A 25610-nucleotide genomic window follows, 5' to 3' on the forward strand; every position below is an offset into this window, starting at 1 on the left:
ATGCAGCGCAGAATACGGCTGGGCATGGTAGGGGGCGGGCAGGGCGCGTTTATCGGCGCCGTGCACCGGATTGCGGCGCGCATCGACGATCAATATGAGCTGGTGGCGGGCGCCCTGTCGTCCGATCCGGTACGTGCGCGAGAGAGTGGCCAGGCGCTGCATATCGCGCCCGAGCGCAGCTACAGCGATTACCGCGCCATGGCGCAGGCCGAGGCCGCGCGTGCCGACGGCATCGAGGCGGTGGCCATCGTCACGCCGAATTACCTGCACGCGCCGGTCGCCACGGCGTTCCTGGAAGCGGGCATTCACGTGATCTGCGACAAGCCGCTGGCCATTTCGCTGGCGGAAGGCAAGGCCCTGGCGGCGCTGGCGCAAGAAAAAAACCTGCTGTTTGCCCTGACCCACACCTACAGCGGCTATCCGCTGCTGCGCCATGCGAAAGCCATGGTCGAGGCGGGCGAGATTGGCGAACTGCGCCTGGTGCAGGTCGAGTATTCGCAGGACTGGCTGGCCGAGGCGATTGTTGCCGGCGGCATGGGGGAGGGCAACTGGCATAACGACCCGTCAAAAGCGGGCCCGGGCGGCACCTTGCTCGACGTCGGCGTGCATGCCTATCACATGGCACAGTTCGTCAGCGGACAGACGCCGCAGCAACTGCTGGCCGAACTGTCGACTTTTGTTCCAGACCGCACCCTGGACGACCATGTGCAGGTGATGCTGCGCTATGCGAACGGCGCCAGGGGCACCTTGTGGGCCAGCCAGGTGGCGACCGGGTGCGAAAACACGGTGCGCCTGCGCCTGTTCGGCAGCAAGGCCCAGCTCGACTTCGACCAGGAACAGCCGAACGCACTGTGGTTCACGCCGCAGGGCGGCAACCGCCAGCTGCTGCGTCCGGGCCGGGTCAATAGCGCCGCCGCGCAGCACGCCACGCGCGTGCCGGCCGGCCATCCGGAAGGCTACCTGGAAGCGTTTGCCCAGCTGTATCTGGATGCCGCGCTCACCATCCGCGCGCTGCAAGCGGGCGAGGCGATTCCCGCGGCGGCGCGGTCACTGCCGACGGTGATCGATGGCGTGGCGGGCCTGGTGTTTGCCGAAGCCGTGCTGCGCAGCCATGCGGCGGGCGCGCAGTGGACCTCCTTGGAAGGTTGAGACTGCTACACTGGGCGCATGCCTACCGTTACCATCCTCCCGCAGGGCTGGCAGTTTCCCGCCAGCCTGGACACCACCCTGCTGGCCGCCGCCGAACTGGCCGGCATCCGCCTGCTCAGTTCCTGCCGCAATGGTACGTGCCGCACCTGCCTGTGCCATATGCCGCAAGGCAAGGTGCGCTACACGGTGGACTGGCCCGGCGTCAGCCCTGACGAGCGCCTGGACGGCTATATTTTGCCTTGCGTGGCGGTGGCGGAAAGCGATGTCACCCTGCAGGCGCGGGCGGTGCGCCTCAGGCCTGACCACCCTTGAGCCGCTGCAGCAGCGCTTCCACGCTATCGCCCACCGGCAAGCCGTGGCGGCGCAGCAACTGAACGTGCAGCACCAGGTTTTCCAGCACCAGCTTGGCCGCCACGGCCAGCAGGGCCAGGTTGCGGTCTTCCGGCGTAAAGCTTTCCATGGCGTCGGCCATCTCGCACAGATGGTTGGCGATCAGGCCGCGCAACTCCTGCTCGTTGAACGGCAGGTCGGCGAAGTCGATCGGGTCGGCCACTTCCACTTCCTGCATCAACACGGCGAGCTGTTCTGGTGTAATGCTCATGGCAGGTCCCTTATTTGCTGACGCTGTAATAACAGAGAAACATGTCGACGGCGAGCGCGCCCACTTCGCGCTGGCGCTCCGGGGCCAGCAGTGGCTCGCCCAGGGTGATCTGCGGCCAGAAGGCAAAGGTTTTCAGGGGCGACATCAACAGGTGCGCCACTTCCAGCGTCTCGCCCGCCTTGATGCGGCCGTCCTGCTGGGCCGCGCGGATCCAGATATTCAGGCCGGTTTCCTTTTCATTCAGGCGCGCCACCATGGCCTGGGCGCGCGCCGGCGAATGGATGGTCTCGCCAAACACCACGCGCGCCAGGTCGATGAACGCCGGGTCGCACAGCAACACCATTTTCTGTTCGACCAGTGCCAGTACCTGCGGCCGCAGCGGCTGGTCCGCCATATAGGGCACGGCTGGCTGGGCCACGCTGCTTTCCCACATGCGCTGCAGGATTTCCGAGAACAGTTCGTCCTTGCTGGGGAAATGGTTGTACACGGTGCGCTTGGAAACAGCGGCCGTGGCGGCAATCTTGTCCATGCTGGTCGCATCAAAACCGTGCTCGCGAAACTCGGCGATAGCGGCATCGACGATGTCGACGCGCTTGCGGTCGGTCAAGCGTTGCGGTGAGGCCATGGCTGAAATCTCCTTTGAAAACAATATTTTACACCTCCTGGTTTACTTTGCCTGAAATTGGAACTACACTGTGTAGTGTAAATTTTCCTTGTATTTGACACGACGGGCCGCATATGTCCTTGCATCACATTATCTTTCTGGGAGTCTTGATGAGCATCAGTTCTTGCACTTTGCGCGCCGCGCCTGCCGAGCCTGCCGCACCGACCGTCTTGCAACGTGTAGACGGCAAGTTCCGCAATCCGGTCACCATGCAAAAATTGGGTGGACTCGATACCATGAAGCTGATGTGGGCCTTTGCCGTCGGCAAACCGGCCAGCACGGTGCCGACCAAGGCGGTGCCGGTCCTGGCCCTGACCCGGGCCCAGTTGCTGGCGGCGCCCGACGATACCCTGTTTCGCCTCGGTCATTCGACCTTGTTGCTGAAGCTTGACGGCCATTTCTTCCTGACCGATCCGGTGTTTTCCGAACGTGCTTCGCCGGTGCAATGGGCCGGGCCGAAGCGCTTCCACCAGCCGCCGATCAGCATCGATGAATTGCCACCGATCAAGGCCGTCATCCTGTCGCACGACCATTACGACCATCTAGATCATGCGGCCGTGCTGGCGCTGGCGGCCAAGACCGAGCATTTCCTCACGCCGCTGGGCGTGGGCGATACCCTGGTGGAATGGGGTGTGCCCAAGGCCAAGGTGCAGCAGTTTGACTGGTGGCAGGGCGTGACCATCGACGGTGTGCGCCTGGTGGCGACGCCGTCGCAGCATTTCTCGGGACGCGGCTTATTTGACGGCAACAAGACCCTGTGGGCTTCGTGGGTGATCGAGGCGCCGCAACTGCGCGTGTTTTTCAGTGGCGACTCCGGCTATTTCGATGGCTTCAAGCAGATCGGCGAAAAATATGGACCCTTCGACGTGACGATGATCGAAACGGGCGCCTATGACAAGCTGTGGCCGGATGTGCACATGCAGCCCGAACAGACTTTGCAGGCGCACCTGGATCTGAAAGGCAAGTGGCTGATGCCGGTGCATAACGGCACCTTTGACCTGGGACTGCATGCCTGGCATGAGCCGTTCGACCGCATCGCGGCGCTGGCCGCCAAGCGCGGCGTCGACCTGGCCACGCCGCGGATGGGCGAAGCCGTCAACTTGCGCCAGCCGCAGCGCGGCGAGAAATGGTGGCTGACGGTGGTGGAACAGGAAATGGCCGATTGATCCGCAACCACCTCATGCCGTTACATTGATCAGGCGGCCGATCGACTGTCCGAAACTGTTCAGCTGAGGCTGCAATGGCTGGGCGCTATTGGGACCGAGTTGCTGCGGCACCGCCACCTTGATCGCCTGGTCCAGCTGCGGCACCTTGATCGGCTCGGCGCTGCTGGCCTGCGCCTGCTGGCTGCTGCGCTGGGTATCGCTGAGCTGCTCTTTTTCCTTGATCAGCTGGCGGCGGCTGTCTGCCAGTTGCTCGCTGTCGCGCTGCACCTGGTTCTGGCCTTGTTCGACCCGCCGTTGCGCCGTTGCCAGGCTGGCCTGCAGGGAATTGATGGAAGAGAGGGAGGCCACAATAGTCACCTTGGGTATGCGCGGATCAGTGGGAACGGCTTAACCTGAATCAAGAGTAGGATAAATTTTCGCACATCGCCAGGAATCTGTGCTTTCTTGATAATCCAGGCGTGCGCTGCTTAACGCAGAGAGCAAAATGCCCGAGAAATGCCTGAAGTAAGTGCGTGCTATCGATGTCGCGATTGACTGGCATGGCGATAGTGATCCAGGCAGGCCAGCTTGATGGTATGCCCAGTCTCTTGCCAGGATGTCTTTTCCATATCAGTGGTAATGTTGTTTTTACACCATTCTTGCTGGCATCTGTCAGCGGTTTGCAAGGTTCTCTCGGCTATAATCGGTGGTTACCACAGCTTGATGGCCCTGCAGACAGGTAGTCAACATGAATCTCAAGAGCCTCGCCATCGCCCTGGGCATGTCCAAAACGACAGTCAGCAGGGCATTGAATGGCTATCCGGAAGTCAATTCCCGTACCCGTGAAATTGTCCTGGCCGCCGCCAAGAAAGTCGGCTACCGGCCCAATCCGCTGGCGCGCAGCCTTGCCGTCGGCCGCAGCAATGTGCTGGGCATGATTTTCCCCTTGCAGCCCAACGACCTGGGCGACAGCGTTTTCCTGTCGGTGGTCAACGGCATGTCCGACGCGGTGGAAGCGTCGAAAATGAGCTTGATCATCTCGCCCGTCTCGCCGCAAAACGAACTGCCGTCGTATGAAACCATGGTGCGCAGCCATCAGGTCGATGGCCTGGTGGTGGGGCGTACCAAGGTGAAGGATGAGCGCATCGCCTGCCTGATGCAGGCCGGTTTTCCGTTTGTCGCCCATGGCCGCACTTGCACCGACGCGCCATACGCGTATTTTGATTACGACCACGACACGGGCATCGACCTGGCCGTTTCCTTCCTGCTGGCGCATGGCCACCAGCGCATCGCCTTGCTGAGCGCACCGCAGGGCCTGCATTTCGCCTATCAGCGCAAGCAAAGCTTTCTGCGCTGCATGGCGCAAGCGGGCTTGCAGGCCGACCCGCGCCACCTGCTGGAGCAGGCCCTCGATCGCCGCAGCGGCTACCAGGCGATGCAGCAACTGCTGGCCGCAACGCCGCGCCCCACCGCCGTCATCGTCGACAACCATTTGTCCGGCGTGGGCGCGGTGCGCGCGCTGATGGACGCCGGCATCGCCATCGGCAAGGAAATCTCGGTGATCGTCTGGGGCAATGTGGAAGACAGCCTGATCGGCCTGGACGTCACCACCATCGCCCAACCCGATTTGCGCCGCGCCGGCGCCAAGATGGTCGAAATGCTGCAAGCCTTGCTGGCCGGCACCCCACCGGAAAAACTCCAGGAAATCTGGCAGCCGGTGCTGTTGCCGGGGGCGACGGTGGGGCGTTGCACCACAGAGTAGCTGTGGCTACATCTCAGGCCCAATACGGGACATATTCCGCGAATTTATTGCCACTGCTACTGTCCTTGCGTTTGATGCGTCCTGCCGCGACAGCATCGGCAATCAGATTGGTGATTTGATTGCGCTGGCGTTCGCTGACCTTGAAGCGTGCCCGCAAGGTGGTATTGGTCAAGGTCTGGCTGGAAAAATATTGGAGTACCGCATGCTGATAGCAGGCTTCCACGCGTTCGGCTTGCGACATGTCGGCAAACCGTCTTGGCGCATGCAGGGTCACTTGAAAGCCGTTTGCCAGCGGCGTGAAGACGACTGGCGGCATGCCGAACAATTCGATGGCCGAAACCACTTTCTGAAACCCCGTGCCGCGTTCCTCGCAGATACGATATTGGCGAAATTTGGAGGCCAGCAATTCATTGCGTGACTCGGGCGTCGTGCCGATCAGACGGTCCAGGCGCTTGCTGGGAAGCAGCTCGCCTGGATTGGTAAAAGTGATGCGGTCAGCGTAGATTTCAATCGTGGGGCCAGCCCCGGTGATACTGAAATCCTGGTGGATCAAGGCGTTTGCCGTCAGTTCACGCAAGGCGATTTCAGGGTACAGGCCGACACGCTCGCGCAAGGACTGCTGGATGACTTCGGAGTGTGGCAAGATGCGCAGCAAATAGGCGATTACGCTCTCAAAGCCAATCGCATATCCTTTGCTATCAAGCTGCTCGTCGATGGTATCGACCTTGTTGCGGCCAGCATAGCGGATGATACGGAGGCGTTTGCGGCCGAGATGGTCGAATTGCTCCAACTCATGAGCGGCGGCGATACCGCCAAAATTGGTGATGTAGTAGCCGCTGGCATCGAAGACGACCATGTTTTCCGCTTCCAGCCAGCGCATCAGCTCGTCCTGGCGCACTGGCAGCGGGCGTTGCAGGAGTGTCGATATGCTCGGCAGATCCAGGCGTGCAATGACCTGATCGACATCAAGCAGGGTTGTCGCGCGTAACTCTTCCCAGCGCGGCGCATGGCTATTGAGCAGCAGCGCGCCGACTTCCTGGCGGGATGCCTTGCGCGTTGTTCCGCCCGAACGCACCCATGTCTCGTCGATGTTTTTTCCACGCCGGTGTGCTGGTTTGGTCGTTTGTTCGCGTATGTAAATGAACAGCAAGGGTACCGCGCCCACTGTCATGACCGCATGATCGAGTAGCAGTGGTGGCTCCACTGCGTCGCGGCCCAGATGGGTGAGCTGCAAGATGGCATTTTGCACTTGTCCCTGATCGACGCCGGCCAGCATGGCACCGGCATCGCTGATGCCGTAGATTAGGTAGCCTCCCTGCGGATAGTTAGCAAAGGCAATCAGATGCTCGGTCAGCCGTTCCTTGTTATCGGACAAGCTGAGCTTCCAGTCCAGCTCGTTGATCTCGTGCGGCACCGGATCGCGGCTCGATTGCAGCAGCGCGATTGCCTGAGCGATCCAGTGCTTGGCCATGTGATAGCAACTATATGATTTATAAGGGGGAAATGGCTTTGTCGTTTTCCTAGTGTGATAGAAATTCAGCAAAGGGCTGCGCGAAGCACGCCCTACCTTAGAGCGTTAGGCCGCGTATTTGGTTCCAGCCGCCAGCACCGCCAGCAGCCGTGCCTGGTCCTTGCGATACGTTGCCACCGCCTGCTCCTTGACATGGCCAAAGCCACGGATTTTTTCGGGCAGGGCCGCCAGGTCCACGCAGGTGGTGTAGTTGTCGGCCGTCAGGTTCACCAGCAGGCCGGCCAGCAGTTCGCGGTACGCGACGATCAAAGCCCGTTCCATCTTGCGCTCGGCCGTGTAGCCGAACAGGTCAAACGCGCCGCCACGCAGGCCCTTGGCCTTGGCCAGCCAGGTGAAGGCATGCCACATCCAGGAACCGAACTCGGCTTTGACCAGGTGTCCCTTCGCGTCCTTTTTCGCAAACAGCGGTGGCGCCAGGTTGAATTTGACCGAGAAATTGCCTTCGAACTGCTGCTGCAGTTGCAGGGCGAAACGGCCATCCGTGTACAGGCGCGCGACTTCGTATTCATCCTTGTAGGCCAGCAATTTGAAGTAGCTTTTCGCCACCGCCATCGACAGTTTCTGGCCCAGCCCCAGCACGTTTTCGCGGTCGCGCACCTGGTTGACCAAGGTCTGGTAGCCGTGTGCATAGGCCGCGTCCTGGTAGGCGGTGAGAAACTCCACGCGCTGTTTGATCACGGCATCCAGGCTTTGCGGCATTTGCATGACGATCGCCTGCGATGGCGTGGCGATCTGCGTCACCTTGCGCACGTCGACGGCGGCACGCCGGCCCCACAGGAAACTTTTCTTGTTCGACTCGATGCCGACGCCATTCAATTCGATCGCGCGCAGCAGCGCCGCTTCGGTCAGCGGGATGCGGCCCTTTTGCCAGGCGTAGCCCAGCATGAACAGATTGGCGGCGATCGAGTCGCCCATCAGCGCGGTGGCCAGCTTTGTGGCATCGATGAAGTCGGCCGCGTCCACGCCGCCCACCGACTCCTCGATCAGCTGGCGCACCTGTGCGGTCGGGTATTGCCAGTCGGCGTTTTGCGCGAAGGTGCCTGGCGGCTGTTCGTGCAGGTTGACCACGGCCAGGCTGCGGCCCGGGCGCATTTTCGAGATGGCGTCCTGGGCACCGGCCGTCAGCATGTCGCAGCCCAGGATCAGGTCGGCTTCGCCAGTGGCGATGCGCTGGGCGCGGATCTGCGCGGGCGTGGCGGCGATCTTCACGTGCGAGGTGACGGAACCGTTCTTTTGCGACATGCCCGTCATGTCCAGCACCGACGCGCCCTTGCCTTCCAGGTGGGCCGCCATGCCCATCAGCGCGCCGACCGTGATCACGCCGGTGCCGCCGATGCCGTTGATCAGGATGTTGTACGGCGCGTCGCAGGCCGGCAGCACGGGCTCCGGCAAGGGGCCGAAATCATCCTGCTTGCTGGTGCCGGTTTTGGTCTTTTTCAGGCTGCCACCCTCGACCGTCACGAAGCTGGGGCAAAAGCCCTTGGCGCACGAGTAATCCTTGTTGCACGATGACTGGTCGATGGTGCGCTTGCGGCCAAATGGCGTTTCTTTCGGCAAGATCGAGACGCAGTTCGACTGCACGCCGCAGTCGCCGCAGCCTTCGCAGACGGCGTCGTTGATGACCATGCGCTTGGCGGCGTCGGGATACTCGCCTTTTTTCCTTCTGCGGCGCTTTTCGGCGGCGCAGGTCTGGTCGTAGATCAATACCGAAACGCCCGGGATTTCCCGCAGTTCGCGCTGCACCGCATCCATGTCCTTGCGGTCGTGCAAGGTCAAATGCGCCGGCAGGTTGGCGCGGTCCGCATAGCGTGACAGGTCTTCGGTCACCAGCGCGATGCGTTGTACGCCTTCGGCTGCCACCTGCTGCGCCATCATCGGCACGGTGATCAGGCCGTCGACCGGCTGGCCGCCCGTCATCGCCACCGCATCGTTGTACAGGATTTTATAGGTGATATTGACCTTGGCGGCCTGTGCGGCGCGGATCGCCAGATAGCCCGAATGGAAATATGTGCCGTCGCCCAGATTCTGGAACACATGGGGCAGGGTGGAAAACGCCGCCTGGCCTATCCACGGCGCGCCTTCGCCGCCCATATGGGTGGTCAGCTTGTTCATTTCCGGATAGATCGATGTCGCCATCACGTGGCAGCCGATACCGGCCAGCGCCAGGCTGCCGTCGGGCACCTTGGTCGAGGTATTGTGCGGGCAACCGGAGCAATAGAAAGCCGGACGGAACGGCGTGTCGACAGCCTTTTTCAGCACCGCATCCTTGGCATCCAGAAAGCTCAGCCTTGCCTTGATCAGGTCACAGGTAACCGGGTCCGAGATCAGCCGCGCGATGCGGCTGGCGATCACCCTGGCCACTTGCGAGACGGAAAAATCGGCCTTGGAGGTCAGCAGCCATTCGCCGCGCGGCGCCACCCATTCGCCCTTTTCGTCGAACTTGCCGATCACCCGCGGGCGCACGTCGTCGCGCCAGTTGTACAGCTGTTCTTTCAATTGATATTCGACGATCTGGCGTTTTTCCTCGACCACCAGGATTTCATCGAGCCCTTGCGCGAATTCGCGCACGCTGTCCGGTTCCAGCGGCCATGGCATGGCCACCTTGAACAGGCGCAGGCCGACTTCGGCCGCCATGGCTTCGTCGATGCCGAGTTCTTCCAGCGCTTCGAGCACATCCAGGTAGGACTTGCCGGACGCGATGATGCCCAGCCGGGCGTTCGGACTATCGATGGTGGTGTGGTTGAGCTTGTTCTCGCGCGCATACGCCAGCGCCGCATAGATTTTATAGTCCTGCATCAGCGCTTCCTGGTTGCGCGCCTGCTGGCCCAGCGGAATGTTCGACAGGCGCGCGTTCAGGCCGCCTTCGGGCATGACGAAATCGTGCGGGATTTTCACTTCCACGCGGAACGGGTCGGCATCGATCGACGCGGAGGACTCCACCGTATCTGCCAGCGCCTTGAAGGCGACGGTACAGCCGGAAAAGCGCGACATGGCCCAGCCGTGGATGCCCAGGTCCAGGTATTCCTGCACATTGCACGGGTACAGCAGCGGGATCATCGAGGCTGAAAACAGGTGGTCGGACTGGTGCGGCAGGGTCGATGAATACGCGCCGTGATCGTCGCCGGCCACCAGCAGCACGCCGCCGTGCTTGGCCGTGCCCGCATGGTTCATGTGCTTGAAGACATCGCCGCAGCGGTCCACGCCCGGACCCTTGCCGTACCACATGGCGAACACGCCATCGTATTTTGCCGGGCCGATCAGGTCGACCTGCTGCGAACCCCAGACGGCCGTGGCGGCCAGGTCTTCATTTACGCCGGGCACGAACTGCACATGGTGGGCTTCCAGCTGCGATTTCGCTTTCCACAGGTTTTCGTCCAGGCCACCCAGGGGCGATCCCCGGTAGCCGGAAATGAAGCCGGCCGTGTTCAGGCCCGCAGCCTGGTCGCGCAGGCGCTGCATCATCGGCAGGCGTACCAGGGCCTGGATGCCGGACAAAAAGATCGCGCCACTGGTGGCCGTGTATTTGTCGTCGAGACTGACGCTGGTCAAACGGGAAGATTCGGGGGGCGTAGATGGCGCGGCACCGGCGTTTCTGACGAACGCTGCGGAGCCGTTTTCCGCGGTCACGGACATGGCTGTCTCCAAAAGGGTGGCTCAGATGACGTCTGCGCAACGGCGGCGCCCGGTAAGGCGCGCGCTGGACAGACGGGATTGCCGCGTGTGTGCGGCTGCCTCAGTGTAGGGCGGGGAAGAGGGCGCGGCAAATACGCCTTGCCGATGGGGCTATAAGTTTTACTTATATGGCGGGTGGCAGCATATGGGCGCCCTGCCAGCGGCCGCTGTCGCACAGCTGTGCCGCCACCTGTCGCACCAGGTTTTTCACGGCGGCGCCGGCGTTGGTCAATGGAATGTTTTTCGAGGCGCACAAGGCGACCGTGCGTGTCAGGATCGGGCTATGGATGGCGTAGCTGCGCATGGCGCCGCTGCCCAGCTCGGCCAGCATGGGGGCGGCCGGCAGGATGGTCGCGCCCATGCCGGCAAGAATCGCCGATTTCAGGATGGCGATCGAATTGATTTCGATCACGTGCGTGGCCGTCAACCCGGCGGCGCGCGCGCGGCTGTCGATGCGCGGGCGCACCCCATGCTGCGGACCGGGCAGTATCAGGGTGGTGGCCAGTGCCTGCTGGAATGACATGGCCGGGCCGTCGGGCGCAAACGGCGCATCGCTGCGGCAGATGAAGCGCATCTCTTCCTCCACCAGCGCGCTGCTGGCAAACGGCGTCAGTTGCCCGTCGTCGAACAGCACCGCCAGGTTGATGCGGCCCGATTTGAGTTGCTCGGTCAGGTTGCCGGTGATTTCTTCGGTCAGTTGCAGGGTGATTTCGGGATACTGTGCGCGCGCGGCCAGCAGCAGCGGCAGGGCCAGCGCGCCGGAAATGCTGTGCGGCAGGCCCAGCGTCACATTGCCGGACGGGCGCGTGGCGCTTTGCGTGACGGCCGAGCGGGCGTCGGCCACCTGTTTCAGGATGGCCTGGGCGTGCTCGTAGAAGATCTTGCCGGCGTCGGTGCTGAGCACGCCCTGGGCCGAGCGGTGCAGCAGTTGCACGCCCAGTTCCTCTTCCAGCTGGCGCAGCTGTTGCGTCAGGGCCGGCTGCGCCACATGCAGGGTCAGGGCCGCGCGCGACAGCGAGCCGTGGTCGACGATGGCAACAAAGTAGCGAAGTTGACGCAATTCCATGGACGGCAATCTGGTGAGGGAAACGGGAGCGTGTGGCATAAAAACCATGCGCTGGCGGCGGCGTTGCCGGGGCTTGCAATTTTGCTATACTCATTCTAGCGCTTCTGGTGCGCCCCGGCGTGCACGCCGACCGACTCGTGGGATGAAAGCATGTTCAAAAAAGTCGATTCTTCCCAATTAAAAGTGGGGATGTATGTCCATGACCTCAGCTGCGACTGGATGACGCATCCTTTCATGCGCAACCGTTTCCTGTTGCGCAGCGACGAAGAAATCCGCAAGATCATCGCCGCCGGCATCCACGACGTGGTGATCGACAACAGCAAGGGCCTGGACGTGCAGGATGCGCCCACCGTGGCGCAGGCGGCGGCCGCCATCGAACGCGAGCTGGTGCAGATCGCCAGCGCGCCGCAACTGGTCACGCGCGTGTCGCTGGGCATGGAGCTGGCGCGCGCGACGCAGCTGCGCAAGCAGGCGACCGGCCTGGTGCGCACGGTGATGGCCGATGTGCGCCTGGGCAATGCGGTGGATATCGACCGGGTCGAGCCGATGGTGGAGGATATTACCGAATCGATCCTGCGCAATCCGGGCGCCCTGGTAGGGTTGCTGCGCATCAAGACCAAGGACGACTACACCTTCCTGCATTCGATCAGCGTGTGCGCGCTGATGGTGGCGTTTTGCCGCTCACGTGGCATGGATGCGGCCACCACCCACCAGGCGGGGCTCGGTGGCCTGCTGCACGATACGGGCAAGGCGCTGGTGCCGGACGCCATCCTCAACAAGCCCGGTCCCTTGAGCCCGGAAGAATTCGCCCTGGTGAAACGCCATCCGCGCGACGGCCATGCCATCCTGCTGCAAACCCCGGAGGTGGGGCCGATTCCGCTCGATATCGCCTTGCACCACCATGAGCGGCGCGACGGCAGCGGCTATCCCGACGGCCTGGCCGGCGACGCCATCGGCGAACTGGCGCAGATGGCGGCGATTGTCGACGTGTACGACGCGCTGACGTCCGAGCGCAGCTACCACAAGGCGATTCCGGCCGCCGATGCGCTGCGCAAGATCTATGAATGGAGCAAATTCCATTTCAATCCCGTCTTCGCGCAGGACTTCATGCGCTGCGTGGGTATCTATCCGGTAGGCACGATGGTCAAGCTGGAGTCGGGCCGCCTGGCCGTGGTGATCGAGGCCCACGAGAGCAATTTGCTGGCGCCCAAGGTGAATGTGTTCTTCAGTACCAGGAGCAACGCCTACATCAAGCCGGAAACGGTCGACCTGTCGCGCGGACTGGGCTTTGGCGGCGGCGACAAGATCGTCGGCCACGAATCGGCCGTCAAATGGCAGGTCGATCCGATGCGTTTCCTGTCGCTGGCGGACGCTTAAAAAAACTCGGCGGTATCGTTCGAGGCGACGGCCGTCAGCATGCCTTTTTCTACCAGTTCATCGTAGTGGCAGGCCAGGTTGCGACCGTGGCTTTTCGCGTAGTACAGCGCCTGGTCGGCGCGGCCGAGGATGATGACGGGCGCTTCGAAGGCACTGATGCTGACGAAACCGACGCTGACGGTGACCCGGCCCACTTGCGGAAAATCGTGGGTTTCGACGTTGATGCGGAAACGATCGATGATCTTCTGGGCATTTTCCAGGGTGATCGAGCGCAGCAGCACGACGAATTCCTCGCCGCCGAAGCGGAAGATGCGGTCTTGCGAGCGGAACGACGATTGCAGCAAGTTGGCGATCAGGATCAGCACTTCATCGCCATACAGGTGGCCGAACTTGTCGTTGACCAGCTTGAAATGGTCGACATCGACCACCGCCAGCCATTGCCGTTCGGTGTTGCCGTGATGGCGGCGCTCTTCGTCCGCCGGGCGCGCCGCTTCGCTGTCGAGTTCACCACGCGATTGCAGGATCTTGGCCAGCTGGTCGTCGAAGGTTTTGCGGTTCAGCAAACCGGTCAGCGAATCGCGTTCGCTGTAATCGAGCAGGTTCTGGAAATTGCGGTACACGCTGACGATGCCGCCGATCACCTGGATGGTGGCGCCCGTGTATGGCGTGGGGTTGGTGATTTCCAGGCAGGTGGTGACCTGGTCGCCGATCCAGATGGGCAGCCACAGCAGATGGCGGCCATCGGCGCACAGCGCATCGCAGCTGGTTTCATGGCGCGCGATGCAGGCCGCCAGCGCCGGATAGTCCGACAGCGGTTCGCCCGGCAGCGCGGGATCGAGATTGTCTTCCATGCGCGCCGGACTGCCCGCCACGATGATGGCCCGCGCCCGCACGAACACCTGGCCACGCACGCTGCTCAGCGCCAGCACGCGGGTTTGCGACGCGCAAGCGAGCTCCTGCACCGCCGAGATCACCGAGACGTCGAGCATGGTGTGATCGCGGTGGCCGGTCATGTCCACCATGTGTTTCAGTAGGGAATCCATCGTCGTTCTCTGGAAAGTGGTCACACAAGATTCTTCATACCAACATTGCGTCTAGCAATATACGTCCGTTACAAGAAGCCAAGGATTATTTGGTGGCACTAACCAGCGGCGAGAGGCCTTTCCAAAGAAGAGCTAAGCAGGATAATGTTTTTTTGCCTCATAGGCAATTACGTATGCAAGATTTCATGTAAATACATGAGATTCCTGCATCGCAGTGTCGGCTGCTGTCGCCATCGTCGCCCGGTCAGGCGCGATCCTCCCCCATTTCACGCAAGCTTGATAATTTCCATATGGAAACTTGTGACGCGTCAACTTGGCAAATTGCCCGCGATTTATAGTCATTGCAATGGCGCAGAAATTTACGGCAAGAAACATAGTAGCAGGAATGGGCAATGTTTCACACTCGATTGCGCCAGGGACTTGTGTTTCACTTTTGGGAGCCTGTCATGAATACCTTCCTGTCGGCAGTACAGCAATTTGTCAAGGATGAGGATGGCATTACGGCAATCGAATACGGCCTGATTGCGGCCCTGATGGCAACTGCCATCACGGCCGGTTTCTTGCTGATCAAGACCAACCTGCTGTCTGTCCTCACCGAAATTTCGAGCAATCTGGTGTTGACGCCTTAAGCGGGTGCCCGCCGCCGGGCAACCGGTGGCGGGTTTTTTGACGGGAGCTTTCTCATGTCCACAAGCGTGCTGTGCGACCTGCTGCTGCTGGTCTTCGTGACGGCCGCCGCCGTCAGCGATCTGATCCGCCGCAAGATTCCCAACCGGCTGGTACTGGCGGGCCTGCTGGCCGCGTTCTGCCTGCATGGCTGGCTGGCGGCGCCATCCTGGCCATGGAACAGCCTGGGCGGCATGGCCACCGGTTTCTTCCTGTTTTTACCTCTGTATTTGCTGCGCGGCATGGCCGCCGGCGACGTCAAGCTGATCGCCATGGTGGGTGCCTTTGCCGGCCCCTGGCCGACGCTGCTGATCTGCTTTGCCACGTTCGTGCTCGGTGGCCTGATGGCCTTGTTGATCGTGATCTGGCAAGGCAGCTGGCGTGCCTGCTGGCGCAATCTGCGCCAGTTGCTGTGGCCGCTGATGGTGCGCACCGCCGGCCTGGCGCTGGCGCCGTCGCCGCCCGCAAGCCAGCCCAGCGTCGGCAACATGCCGTATGGCCTGGCGATCGCGCTGGGCGCGTTGCTGGTACAGGGACGAAATTATTTCTGAAACGGATCATTGCTTCGAATCAATGTCGCTCTGAAGTTGCTCGCTAGAATGAAATTCTGCCTTTCGCAAGCTGGCCACGTTGGGAGAAATCGCATGACCGAAGTCGATTATTACACTGCCGAGACCAGCCGTCCGGCCGATGCGGCGCTGATGCCGCCCTTGCCGCCGCAGCCGAAAAGCCTGCACGAGACGGGACTGGAGCGCCAGCTGGTGGTGGAACTGATCGCCAAGGCCATGCTGGTGGGCGGCAAGAGCCATTTGTCGGTGCTCACCACGCGGCTGCGGCTGTCGATCAATGTGCTGCGCGAAGTGCTGGACTTCATGGTTGGCGAGCAACTGGCCGAAGTGGCCTGGCGTGGCGAATCCGAGATCGACGTGCAATATCAGCTGACGGGCGCCGGCAAGCAGCATGCCGCGGGTTTCATGGCGCGCTGCGCCTACCTGGGCGCGGCCCCGGTCACTTTGGCCGCGTACCGCGCCATGGTGGCGCGCCAGTCCTGGCGGGCGCAGGAGCAGCGCGTGGCCAGCGACGACCTGGCGGTGGTGCTGGGCGGCGCCCACGCCGGGCCGGGCCTGCTCGACACCATCGGCGCGGCCCTGCATTCCGGGCGTTCGCTGTTGCTGTATGGTCCGCCAGGCAGCGGCAAGTCCGCGCTGGCGCTGCAACTGGGCAAGTTGCTGCATGGCCTGGTGGCGGTGCCGCATGCCGTGGTGGCCGGGCGCGACATCATTTCCCTGTATGACCCGGCGGTGCACCTGCCGCCGGCACCGCATGGCAACCATGCGCGCCAGGCGCTCGAGCGCCGCAGCACCGATATCCGCTGGGTGCTGTGCCAGCGTCCCGTGATCCAGGTGGGCGCCGAGCTTGACGCCGGCATGCTGGAACTGCGCCATGACGAAGGTGGTGGCTGCTACCAGGCGCCGCCCCATGTGCGCGCCAACAATGGCATGCTGATCATCGACGACCTGGGCTGCCAGCGCCTGCCGGCGCCCCAATTGCTGACGCGGCTGATGCCGCCGGCCGCCTGCGGCCTCGATCAACTGGGCCTGCGTGGCGGCGCCAGCATCGGCATGCCATTCGACACTGCCCTGGTGCTGGCCACCAACCTGGCGCCGGCCGGCCTGTTTGACGCCGCGTTGCTGCGCCGCATCGGCTACAAGGTGCGGATCGGGCCGCTGGGCGAGAGCGCCTACCGCGTGCTGTTCCGCCAGCAATGCCGCGCCACCGGCATCGCCTTCGACGAGCAAGTGCTGCACCATTTGCTGCGCCAGCTGCATGGCGCCAGCGGACGGCCGCTGCTGGCCAGCACGCCGCGTGAATTGCTGGACCGCATCGCCGACTTTGCCGGCTTTGCCGGCAGCGAAGCGCAATTGACGGTGGCCACGCTGGAGCAGGCCTGGAGCAGTCTGTTTGCCGGCTGCGACGCGCAGGACGCCGTGCTCGACGAGAGCATCGCATGAAAAACCGCCGCGCACTGGTGATGATGGGGCTGGCCATCTTGCTGGGCTTGCTGGCGGTGCTGCTGGCCTCGCACTGGCTCTTGCGTCAGAGTCCTGCCGGCAAGGGCAGGATCGTGGTCGCCGCGGCCGACGTCAACCTGGGCCAGCGCCTGAGCCCGGACATGCTGCGGCTGGCCGAATGGCCGGCGGAAAGCCTGCCGGAAGGCGCGCTGCAAGACCCCCTGAAACTGTCGGGCCGGGTGCTGAAAAGCAGCGTGCTGCGCGGCGAACCGCTGAGCGAGGCGAAGCTGGCGCCGGCCGGCACCCTGGGTGGCCTGTCGGCCCTGATCACGGAAGGGCGGCGCGCCATCACCGTGCGCGTCAATGACGTGATCGGCGTGGCCGGCTTTGCCTTGCCTGGCAATTATGTCGACATCATCGTCAGCACGCAGCAGGATGCGGGCGACCGCACCTATCCGCAAAGCCGCAATATTTCCAAGATCGTGCTCGAACGCATCCTGGTGCTGGCGGTGGCGCAGGAGGTGGGGCGCGACGAAACCAAGCCGCGCGTGGTCAATGCGGTGACCCTGGAAGTGACGCCGGCGCAAGCGGAAAACCTGGACCTGGCGCGCAGCGTGGGCAGCTTGTCGCTGGTCTTGCGCAACCAGGTCGATCCGCAGCCGGGCGTCACCGGCGGCGCCACCAAATTGACCCTGCTGGGCGCGCCGTCGCCCGAGCCGGCGGCCGCGCCACCGGTGGCCGCCGCGCCGCCCGCTGCCGTCAAGCCGGCCGCGCCGCGCCGCGTGGCGGCGGTGGCGCCGCCACGGCATTGCAGCGGCCTGATCGACGGCACGCGCGCCTCGCGCGAGTGCTTCTAGCCGCCCGCCCCCAACCATGGATATCTTGCTATGAAACGCGCCCTGCCGATCTTGTGCCCGATCTTGCTGCTGTCGGCGGCGCCACCGCCGGCCGCCGCCGACAGCGCGCCGCGCTGCGGCGGCGCTGCCGCCACACCCGGCCACCTGCAACTCGAGGTCGGCAAGTCGAGCATGTTGCGCCTGCCCGAGCCGGTGCTGCAGCGCAGCGTCGGCAATCCTGCGGTGGCGCAAGCCATGCTGGTGGCGCCGGACACGCTGTATGTGGTGGGCGCCGACATCGGCAGCACCAACATGATTATCCAGGGCAAGAGTGGCGTGTGCAGCGTGGTCAATGTCACCGTCAGCATGGACCCGGCAGGCTTGCGCGCGACCCTGGCCGAACTGATACCGGAAGAAAAAGGCATCCGCGTCACGGCCGCCGCCGATACCCTGGTGCTGTCGGGCACGGTGCAGGATGCGGACGCGGTGCTGCGCGCCGTCGAGCTGGCGCAAGCCCATGTGCGGCGCGCCACCACCCCGCTGGCGCTGCCCAGGCCGGCCGATGGCGCCGCGCCGGCCATCCCGGCGGCGGCGGGCGCGGGCGGGGCCGCCAGCCGCATCATCAACATGCTCAACGTCAGTGCGCCGCAGCAAGTGATGCTGGCGGTGCAGATCGCCGAAGTCTCGAAGTCGCTGCTGGAACGGCTCGAAGTGGGCGCCACCTTGCGCTTTGCCTCGGGCAGCTGGGCCACCACCTTGCTGTCGAATTTCCTCACCGGCGCGGCCAATGGCCTGCTCGACCTGCGCAAGTCGAACGGCCAGCAGCTGACCATCGAAGCGCAGAAACAGGATGGCCTGGTGCGCATCCTGGCCGAACCGACCGTGATGGCGATCAGCGGCCAGGAGGGCAGCTTTCTCGCCGGCGGCAAGATTTTCATTCCGGTCGGCCAGGACAACAACAAGATCACGCTGGAAGAGCGCGAGTATGGCGTGGGCCTGCGCTTCACGCCGACCGTGCTGTCGGGCGGACGCATCAACCTGAAGGTGGCGCCGGAAGTGTCGGAGCTGTCGCGCGAAGGGGTGGGCATTTCCAGCGCCGGCGTCAGCGGCCGCTCCATCCTGCCGGTAATCACCACGCGGCGCGCTTCGACCACGGTGCAACTGTACGACGGCCAGAGCTATGCGATTGGCGGCCTGATCAAGAATAACCAGGTCAGCAACGTCACCGGCCTGCCCTGGCTCAGCGAGCTGCCCATCCTCGGTGCGCTGTTTCGCAGCACGGATTTCCAGCACGACCGCACCGAGCTGCTGTTCGTCATCACGGCCCACCTGGTCAAGCCGCTGCCGCCCGCCGGCGCAACTTTGCCGACGGCGCAGCTGGCGCCGCCATCGCGGATGGATCTGATGTTGAACGGCAAGATGGAAGGCGCGCCGCCGCCGCTGTCCGTGCCCGCCGCGCCGCCCACGGTGGGTGGCTTCGAATTGCAATAAGCCAGGGAGCCATGCCATGCGATCGATTTCACTCACCTTGACACGGCCCTCGGCACGGCTGGCGTGGCTGGCGCGCATGGCATTACTGGCGCCGCTGCTGCAGTTGGCCGGCTGCAGCAGCGGCAGCACGCCGCGCTTCGACGCGCGCTTCGGCGAGGCCACGCGCCTGGCCATGGCGCAGCAGGTACTGGACCCGGCCGCCGCCGGCAATACCACGCCGGCCAACGGCCTGGACGGCGCCAGCGCGCGTGCCGTGATGGAGCGCTACCGCGCCTCGTTTGCCGAGCCGAACGGGCAAGTACCGCCGCCGGTGACCTTCATGCTGGGAGGCGGCGGTGGAAAATAGAAGCCAGCTTCAGCACCAGCGGGGGGCGATGCTGATCATGTTTTCCATCCTGCTGATCGTGGTGCTGGGGTTTATCGGCCTGGCGCTCGACGTCGGTCAGGTCATCGGCCGCAAGACCGAATTGCAGAACCTGGCCGACAATGCGGCGCTGGCGGCCGCCCCCGAACTGGTGGGCACGGCCGCCGGGCTGGCCAATGCCGTCAACAAGGCAAAAGCCAGCGCGGCCGGCCAAAGCCTGTACCGGCGCCGCATGCAGGGCGCGCTGCTGTCCGACGACAGCATCCGCTTTGCCAGCGCGGCCGATGCGCCAGCCGGTGCATGGCATGCCGCCGGCGCCGTGCCCGACCCGGCCAGGGCGTTGTTCGTGCGGGTCGACACGCGCGACAACCTGCCGGCGCTGGGGCAGGTGACGACGGCGTTCCTGGGCGCCTGGTCGCCGGCCCTGCGCACGCTCGACACCAGCGGGCGCGCGGTGGCGGGCCGCAGCAGCCTGCGCATCACGCCGCTGGCGATCTGTGCGCTGTCGGCGGCGCCGGCGTCCTTGCGCACCAATCCGGGGCCGCCCGAGCGCCGCGAAGCGCTGGAATTCGGTTTTCGGCGCGGCGTGGCCTACAACCTGTTCAACCTGAATCCGCATGGGGCCGCGCCCGAGCATTTCTTGCTCAATCCGCTGGGTCCGCTGGGCGCCATCGGATCCTCCGCGCAATTGAGCGACGCCAGCGTCGAGCCCTTTATTTGCAGCGGCAGCGTGCTGCACACGGCGATTGGCGCCACGCCCATCCATGTGCACCGGCCGTTTCCCACCGCGCTGTGGCCAGCCTTCAATGCACGCTTCAACCAATATGGCGCCAACCGCTGCAACCCCGTGACGGCGCCGCCCGATACGAATATCCGCGCCTTTCCGAATGCCTTGTCGAACTGGTGGATGAACGTGCCGTCCGGCTCGAACGCGGTGGCCAGCGGTGGCACCCCCTTGCTGACGGTGGCCGACCTGCCGCCGCTGGCCGCCGGCACGCCCGCCAGCATTGCGCCCGCCAGCTACGGGCCGCTGTGGTCGTTTGCCAAGGCGGTGCAATATGCCGATCCCAAGCCGGCCGGCGACTACACGGCCTTTCCCAACAGCGCCTGGGCCAGCCTGTATCCGGGCCTGCCCGCGGCGCCGGCCAGCAACAGCTTTTATCCTGCCAGCGGCACGCCGTATGGTTCGTCCGCTTTCCTGACGGCGCCCGTCGGCAATGCGGGCGTGGCGCAGCGCCGCGTGCTGCATATCGCCCTGCTGGCCTGCCCCCTGCCGGTCGGCAGCGACGTGCTGGCCAACGTGCTGGGCATCGGCCGGTTTTTCATGACGGCGCCCGCCAGCGCCAGCGTATTGAGCGGTGAATTTGCCGGCATGGCCGACGAACTGGCGCTGGGCGGCCCGGCGGAGCTGCTGCGATGAGGCGCCATGTCCCGTGCCGCGCCAGCCGCCGCCAGAAGGGCGTGGCGGCGATCGAACTGGCGCTGATCATGCTGTTTTTCATGGGCCTGTTGCCGGTGGTGCTGCTGTTCGGACGCGCCCTGTTCATGTACACGATGGTGCAAAAAAGCGCGCAGGACGCGGCGCGCTACATGGCCACCTTGCCGCTGCAGCAGATGACGAATGATGTCCCTGCCACCCAGGCCGCCGCGTTTGCCACGCAGCTGGTGCAGCAGGCGCTGGCCGAGACGGGGCCGGTGCTCAATGCCAGCCGTATCCGCGTCGAATGCGTATACATCGATGGCGGCTATCCCTGCGGCTCCTATCCCACGCGGCCGCTGCAGGTCAGCGTGAAGTTTGTCGCCCAGCTGCCGATCGCTTTCCTGCCCGACCTGACCTTGCGCTGGCTGCCGCAGATGGCGCCGATTTCATTGCATGCCAACGCGGTGCTGCGCTATGCGAACTGAGGCCACACATGCGCGCCGCCGGCGCGAAGGCGGCGTGTTTGCCGTCGAATTCGCCATGCTGGCGACGCTGTTTTTCATTTTCCTGTTTGCGCTGCTGGAAGTGGCGCGCGCCGTCTACCTGTGGAACCTGGTGCCGGAAATGACCCGGCGCGCCGCGCGCGCCGCCGCCGTCACCGACTTCAGCAATGCCGGCGCGGTGCAGGCGGTGCGCGAGCAGGCCGTCCTGCGTTCGGCGCCCGGCCGCCTGCCGCTGGGCGGCGCCATCAGCGACGCGTATGTGCGCATCGATTACTTGTCGCAGTCGTCCGGTGGCGGCGGCGTGCCGGCGGCGCTGCCGGTTGGCGTGATGCCGGCTTGTCCGCAACGCAACCGCATCAACTGCCTGGACAATCCGCACGGCGCCAGCTGCATCCGTTTCGTGCGGGCGCAGCTGTGCCTGCCCGGCACGGGTGGCAGTTGCGAGCGGGTGCCCTACCGGCCGATCCTGCCGCTGCTGGAGATGCTGTTCCCTTCGGGCGCGCAGGCGGTGCGCCTGCCCAGCGGCGTCACGCTGGCGGTGGCCGAGTCGCTCGGCTACCAGGACAACCCCGCCTTTTGCCCTTGATCGCCGGACCGCCGTACCGTTATCTCTAAGGAAGTGCAATGAGAGCCTTGATGATTAGCCGTGACATCCCGCTGCACGATGAAATCGCCGCCCAGGGCGCGGCGCGCATGCCGGTGCTGCGCATCCTGGAGCGCCGCAGCGGCTTGCGCGACGCCGTCGACCGCATGTTGTCCGAGGCGCCCGAACTGGTGATCGTCGACGCCAGCGGCATCGACGCCGACGAGGCCGACCTGCTCGAACGCCTGGCGCGCCAGTATCCGGCGGCCGTGTTGATGCTGCTCACGCGCGGCCAGCAGCAGGATGTGCTGATCCGCGCCATGCGCGCCGGCATGCGTGAAGTGCTGCAGCTGCCCCTGGTGCACAAGGCCTTCCACGAAGCGATGGACCGGGTCGATATCCAGGCCGGCGTGACGCAAATGCGCGACGGCAAGGTGCTGGCGTTTATCTCCTGCAAGGGCGGCAGCGGCGCCACCTTCTTGTCGACCAACTTTGCCTACGCGCTGGCCGCGCTGGCCGGCTGCAAGGTGCTGCTGATCGACCTGCACGGCCAGTTCGGCGACGCCACCCTGTATGTCTCGGACCAGAAACCGGCCATGACCTTGTCCGATATCTGCGCCCAGATCTCGCGCATGGACGGCGCCTTTCTCGCGTCCTGCCTGGTGCATGTGACGCCGAACTTCGGCGTGCTGGCGGCGGCCGACGACCCTGCCCACAAGGTCGACATGCAGCCCGAGCACATGGACCGCATCCTGGCCGTGGCGCGCCAGCACTACGACTACATCGTGCTCGACGTGGGGCGCCAGATCGATGCGCTGTCGCTGCGCGCGCTCGACAGCGCCGACGCCATCTACCCGGTGCTGCAGCTGGCGCTGCCGGACATCCGCGACGGGCGCCGCCTGCTCGACATCTTCCGCTCGCTCGGCTATCCGGGCGAACGGCTGCGGCTGATCGTCAACCGCTACGAAAAGGGCGGCCGCTTGCGCCTGGCCGACCTGGAGCAGGCGCTGGGCGCGGCCGTGGTGCACACGGTGCCGAACGATTACCTGGCGGCCACCGACTCGGTCAACCAGGGCATCCCGCTGCTGCAGCTGTCGCGCACCAGCGCGGTGGCGCGCAGCCTGGCCGACCTGGTGGAACAAGTAACAAAGCGCCGCGTGACGGAAAGCCGCGGCCTGTTCGACCGCCTGTTCAGCCGCAGCGATACCTGACCAACCATCAAGGGAGACGAGATGACACTACGCGAACGCCTGGCGGCCAACGAAGCGCCGCGCCCGGCCATCCATGGCCATGGCGCGCTGGCGCTGCACGCCTACCAGGAGCTGAAGAAAACCATGCACCAGACGATACTCGACCGTATCGACCTGGAGCGCCTGAAGCGCCTGACGGCCGAGCAGTTCAAGCATGAACTGGCGCTGCTGGTGCAGCGCGTGATCGAGGAGGAACGCATCGTGCTGAACCAGCACGAGCGGCACAGCCTGGTGCTCGACATCCAGCACGAGATGCTGGGCTTCGGCCCGCTCGAACCCTTGCTGGCCGACCCGGGCGTGTCCGATATCCTGGTCAATACCTGCGACAAGGTGTACGTCGAGCGCGGCGGGCGGCTGGAGCTGACCGACGTCACGTTTCATGACAATGCCCACCTGATGAAGATCATCGAAAAGATCGTCTCGCGGGTCGGGCGCCGGGTCGACGAATCGAGTCCGATGGTCGATGCGCGCCTGCCCGACGGCTCCAGGGTCAACGCCATCATTCCGCCGCTGGCGGTCGATGGCCCGATCCTGTCGATCCGGCGCTTCGCGGTGCAGCCTCTGACGATCGCCAACATGCTCGACTATAAAAGCCTGACGCCGCCGATGGTGCAGGTGCTGCAGGCGCTGGGCCAGGCCAAGATCAATATCCTGATCTCGGGCGGCACCGGCAGCGGCAAGACGACCCTGCTCAACGTGCTGTCCGGCTTCATACCCGGCAGCGAGCGCATCGTCACCATCGAGGACGCGGCCGAACTGGCGCTGCGCCAGCCGCACGTGGTACGCCTGGAAACACGCCCGCCGAATATCGAGGGCAAGGGCGAAGTGAGCCAGCGCGCCCTGGTGCGCAACGCGCTGCGCATGCGGCCCGACCGCATCATCCTGGGCGAGGTGCGCGGCGCCGAGGCGCTCGACATGCTGCAGGCGATGAACACCGGCCATGAGGGCTCGCTGGCGACGATTCACTCGAACACCGCGCGCGACGCGCTGGCGCGGCTGGAAAACATGGTCGGCATGGCCAACGTGAACCTGACGCCGCGCGCCACGCGCCAGCAGATCTGTTCGGCCGTGACGGTGGTGATGCAGGTGTCGCGCCTGACCGACGGCGCGCGCAAGCTGGTCAGCCTGCAGGAGGTGACGGGCATGGAGGGCGAGATCATCGCCATGCATGAAATCTTCCGCTTCGAGCAGACCGGCGTGGACGCCAATGGCCGCGTACTGGGCCACTTCTGCGCCACCGGCGTGCGGCCGCGCTTCACGGAGCGCTTGCGCATGTTCGGCGCGCCGGTACCCGACAGTGTGTTCGACCCCGACCGCATCTACGAATAACAACATCTAACTGAACCTACTGCGCGTCGCGCTTTGCGGCTTGCGATGCTCACTGCCTCGGCGGCCCCGTGCATTCGCACAGCTGCGCTTCCCGGCCACAAATCACTTCCGCTCGCTACGGTTCTGTTAGACGTTTAAGGAGGAATTATGGACCAGGTGTTCTACGGTTTTGCCATCGTCCTGTTCGCCGCATGCATCCTGATGATGGAAGGCGCCTGGCTGTGGTGGTCGGGCACGCATGGCAGCGCCGCGCGGCGCATCAGCCGGCGCCTGCGCCTGATGGCCGCGCGCGGCGAGACGGGCGGCGAACGGGTCTCGATCCTCAAGCAGCGCCGCTACGCGCGCGCCCCTGGCCTGGAGCGCTGGCTGCGGAAAATGCCGCAATGCGAGGCGCTCGACCGCCTGCTGCTGCAGGCGGGCCTGGCGTGGTCGGTGGCGCAATTTCTGGCCGTCGCCGGCGGCGTGCTGCTGGCCGCGCTGCTGGTGCTGGCGGTCTGGCCGATGCCCTTGCCGGGCGTGTTGCTGCTGCTGGCGATGGCCGCCGGCGGGCCGCTGCTGTTCCTGCTGCGCGCACGCACGGCGCGGCTGCAGAAGATCGAGGCGCAGTTGCCGGAAGCGGCCGATTTCCTGGCGCGCGCGCTGCGTGCCGGCCACTCGTTTTCAAACGTGCTGCAAATGGTGGGCGACGAATTGAATGAACCGATCAGCGGCGAATTCAAGCTGGCCCATGAAGAGATCAATTACGGCGTGCCGATGAATGAAGCGCTGCAGAACCTGGCCGTGCGCATTCCGCTGACGGACTTGCGCTACCTGGTGATCGCCGTGCTGGTGCAGCGCGAATCGGGCGGTAACCTGGCCGAAGTGCTGGTGAGCATCGCGCGCATCATCCGCGCCCGCTTGAAGCTGCTGGGACAGGTGCGCGTGCTGTCGGCCGAAGGGCGCATGTCGGCCTGGGTGCTGGGCCTGATGCCGGTGGTGATGATAGGCGTGATGTCGCTGGTCAACCCGCAATACATCAGCCTGCTGTGGACCGATCCCAGCGGCATCCGCCTGCTGTGGTATGCGGCCGGCATGGTGGCGCTGGGCGTGATCTGGATGCGCAAAGTGATCAAGATTCGTATTTAAAACACCTGATTCGAGGGAGAG

Annotated in this window: 24 protein-coding genes; 17 read left to right on the forward strand and 7 right to left on the reverse strand. The window is 64.4% G+C overall.

Annotated features, from left to right (window positions below; translation table 11 throughout):
• Entirely contained in the window at positions 1-1149 is a 1149-nt protein-coding gene (locus tag Q8L25_RS02400) for a Gfo/Idh/MocA family oxidoreductase (RefSeq protein ID WP_308923396.1), read from the forward strand.
• An 18-nt stretch (positions 1150-1167) separates the two neighbouring features.
• Complete coding sequence (locus Q8L25_RS02405) at positions 1168-1461, forward strand: 2Fe-2S iron-sulfur cluster-binding protein (protein WP_308923397.1); 294 nt, start codon at positions 1168-1170, stop codon at positions 1459-1461.
• On the opposite strand, the gene Q8L25_RS02410 is transcribed toward Q8L25_RS02405, so the two are convergent.
• Together Q8L25_RS02410 and Q8L25_RS02415 are read right to left on the reverse strand one after the other, a co-directional pair.
• The gene (locus Q8L25_RS02410; RefSeq protein ID WP_308923398.1) at positions 1442-1750 is read right to left on the reverse strand and encodes a hypothetical protein; all 309 of its coding nucleotides are present in this window, start codon (positions 1748-1750) and stop codon (positions 1442-1444) included. The genes Q8L25_RS02405 and Q8L25_RS02410 overlap by 20 nt on opposite strands.
• 10 nt (positions 1751-1760) lie before the next feature.
• Entirely contained in the window at positions 1761-2375 is a 615-nt protein-coding gene (locus Q8L25_RS02415; RefSeq protein WP_308923399.1) for a TetR/AcrR family transcriptional regulator, read from the reverse strand.
• Between the two features lie 149 nt (positions 2376-2524).
• On the opposite strand from Q8L25_RS02415, the gene Q8L25_RS02420 reads away from it, so the two are divergent.
• Positions 2525-3580, forward strand: a complete 1056-nt coding sequence (locus Q8L25_RS02420) for an MBL fold metallo-hydrolase (RefSeq protein ID WP_308923400.1) — start codon at positions 2525-2527, stop codon at positions 3578-3580.
• A gap of 12 nt (positions 3581-3592) precedes the next feature.
• On the opposite strand, the gene Q8L25_RS02425 is transcribed toward Q8L25_RS02420, so the two are convergent.
• Positions 3593-3928: a hypothetical protein gene (locus tag Q8L25_RS02425; RefSeq protein WP_308923401.1), complete on the reverse strand. Its 336-nt coding sequence runs from the start codon at positions 3926-3928 to the stop codon at positions 3593-3595.
• A gap of 379 nt (positions 3929-4307) precedes the next feature.
• Here Q8L25_RS02425 and Q8L25_RS02430 point away from each other — a divergent pair, with 379 nt between their 5' ends.
• Positions 4308-5321 carry a substrate-binding domain-containing protein gene (locus Q8L25_RS02430; protein WP_308923402.1) on the forward strand — a complete coding sequence of 338 codons (1014 nt, stop codon included), beginning with the start codon at positions 4308-4310 and terminating at the stop codon, positions 5319-5321.
• Between the two features lie 13 nt (positions 5322-5334).
• On the opposite strand, the gene Q8L25_RS02435 is transcribed toward Q8L25_RS02430, so the two are convergent.
• The 3 genes from Q8L25_RS02435 to Q8L25_RS02445 all read right to left on the reverse strand — a co-directional run bounded on the left by Q8L25_RS02435 (position 5335) and on the right by Q8L25_RS02445 (position 11590).
• Complete coding sequence (locus Q8L25_RS02435; protein ID WP_308923403.1) at positions 5335-6792, reverse strand: ATP-binding protein; 1458 nt, start codon at positions 6790-6792, stop codon at positions 5335-5337.
• Between the two features lie 105 nt (positions 6793-6897).
• Positions 6898-10485 (reverse strand): indolepyruvate ferredoxin oxidoreductase family protein, encoded by a 3588-nt coding sequence (locus Q8L25_RS02440; protein ID WP_308923404.1) that lies wholly within the window; start codon positions 10483-10485, stop codon positions 6898-6900.
• 163 nt (positions 10486-10648) lie between these two features.
• On the reverse strand, positions 10649-11590 hold the full coding sequence (locus Q8L25_RS02445) for a LysR substrate-binding domain-containing protein (RefSeq protein ID WP_308923405.1): 942 nt from the start codon (positions 11588-11590) through the stop codon (positions 10649-10651).
• 150 nt (positions 11591-11740) lie between these two features.
• Here Q8L25_RS02445 and Q8L25_RS02450 point away from each other — a divergent pair, with 150 nt between their 5' ends.
• Positions 11741-12967: an HD-GYP domain-containing protein gene (locus Q8L25_RS02450; protein ID WP_308923406.1), complete on the forward strand. Its 1227-nt coding sequence runs from the start codon at positions 11741-11743 to the stop codon at positions 12965-12967.
• Here Q8L25_RS02450 and Q8L25_RS02455 read toward each other — a convergent pair.
• Complete coding sequence (locus Q8L25_RS02455; RefSeq protein ID WP_308923407.1) at positions 12964-14010, reverse strand: GGDEF domain-containing protein; 1047 nt, start codon at positions 14008-14010, stop codon at positions 12964-12966. The genes Q8L25_RS02450 and Q8L25_RS02455 overlap by 4 nt on opposite strands.
• Before the next feature lie 446 nt (positions 14011-14456).
• On the opposite strand from Q8L25_RS02455, the gene Q8L25_RS02460 reads away from it, so the two are divergent.
• From Q8L25_RS02460 to Q8L25_RS02515, 12 genes are all read left to right on the forward strand, one after another.
• Positions 14457-14639 (forward strand): Flp family type IVb pilin, encoded by a 183-nt coding sequence (locus Q8L25_RS02460; protein ID WP_065310268.1) that lies wholly within the window; start codon positions 14457-14459, stop codon positions 14637-14639.
• Between the two features lie 54 nt (positions 14640-14693).
• Positions 14694-15227, forward strand: coding sequence for an A24 family peptidase (locus Q8L25_RS02465; RefSeq protein WP_308923408.1), 534 nt, complete (start codon positions 14694-14696; stop codon positions 15225-15227).
• Between the two features lie 93 nt (positions 15228-15320).
• Complete coding sequence (locus tag Q8L25_RS02470) at positions 15321-16688, forward strand: ATP-binding protein (RefSeq protein WP_308923409.1); 1368 nt, start codon at positions 15321-15323, stop codon at positions 16686-16688.
• A complete protein-coding gene (gene cpaB / locus Q8L25_RS02475) occupies positions 16685-17545 on the forward strand; it encodes a Flp pilus assembly protein CpaB (protein WP_308923410.1) in 861 nt (286 codons plus the stop codon). Before Q8L25_RS02470 ends, cpaB begins: the two co-directional genes overlap by 4 nt.
• 30 nt (positions 17546-17575) lie before the next feature.
• Entirely contained in the window at positions 17576-19015 is a 1440-nt protein-coding gene (locus Q8L25_RS02480) for a type II and III secretion system protein family protein (RefSeq protein WP_308923411.1), read from the forward strand.
• Positions 19016-19031: 16 nt separating this feature from the next.
• Complete coding sequence (locus Q8L25_RS02485; protein ID WP_308923412.1) at positions 19032-19361, forward strand: hypothetical protein; 330 nt, start codon at positions 19032-19034, stop codon at positions 19359-19361.
• Between the two features lie 37 nt (positions 19362-19398).
• The gene (locus tag Q8L25_RS02490; RefSeq protein ID WP_374694227.1) at positions 19399-20799 is read left to right on the forward strand and encodes a pilus assembly protein TadG-related protein; all 1401 of its coding nucleotides are present in this window, start codon (positions 19399-19401) and stop codon (positions 20797-20799) included.
• Positions 20796-21284, forward strand: coding sequence for a pilus assembly protein (locus tag Q8L25_RS02495; RefSeq protein ID WP_308923413.1), 489 nt, complete (start codon positions 20796-20798; stop codon positions 21282-21284). The genes Q8L25_RS02490 and Q8L25_RS02495 overlap by 4 nt, the downstream gene beginning before the upstream one ends.
• Positions 21274-21888 (forward strand): TadE/TadG family type IV pilus assembly protein, encoded by a 615-nt coding sequence (locus Q8L25_RS02500; RefSeq protein WP_308923414.1) that lies wholly within the window; start codon positions 21274-21276, stop codon positions 21886-21888. The genes Q8L25_RS02495 and Q8L25_RS02500 overlap by 11 nt, the downstream gene beginning before the upstream one ends.
• A gap of 38 nt (positions 21889-21926) precedes the next feature.
• On the forward strand, positions 21927-23096 hold the full coding sequence (locus tag Q8L25_RS02505) for an AAA family ATPase (protein WP_308923415.1): 1170 nt from the start codon (positions 21927-21929) through the stop codon (positions 23094-23096).
• A 21-nt stretch (positions 23097-23117) separates the two neighbouring features.
• Complete coding sequence (locus tag Q8L25_RS02510; RefSeq protein WP_308923416.1) at positions 23118-24464, forward strand: CpaF family protein; 1347 nt, start codon at positions 23118-23120, stop codon at positions 24462-24464.
• Between the two features lie 147 nt (positions 24465-24611).
• Complete coding sequence (locus tag Q8L25_RS02515) at positions 24612-25589, forward strand: type II secretion system F family protein (protein WP_308923417.1); 978 nt, start codon at positions 24612-24614, stop codon at positions 25587-25589.
• Positions 25590-25610: the final 21 nt, after the last annotated feature.

Origin of the sequence: Janthinobacterium sp. J1-1, from assembly GCF_030944405.1 — a bacterium.
GTDB lineage: Bacteria > Pseudomonadota > Gammaproteobacteria > Burkholderiales > Burkholderiaceae_D > Janthinobacterium.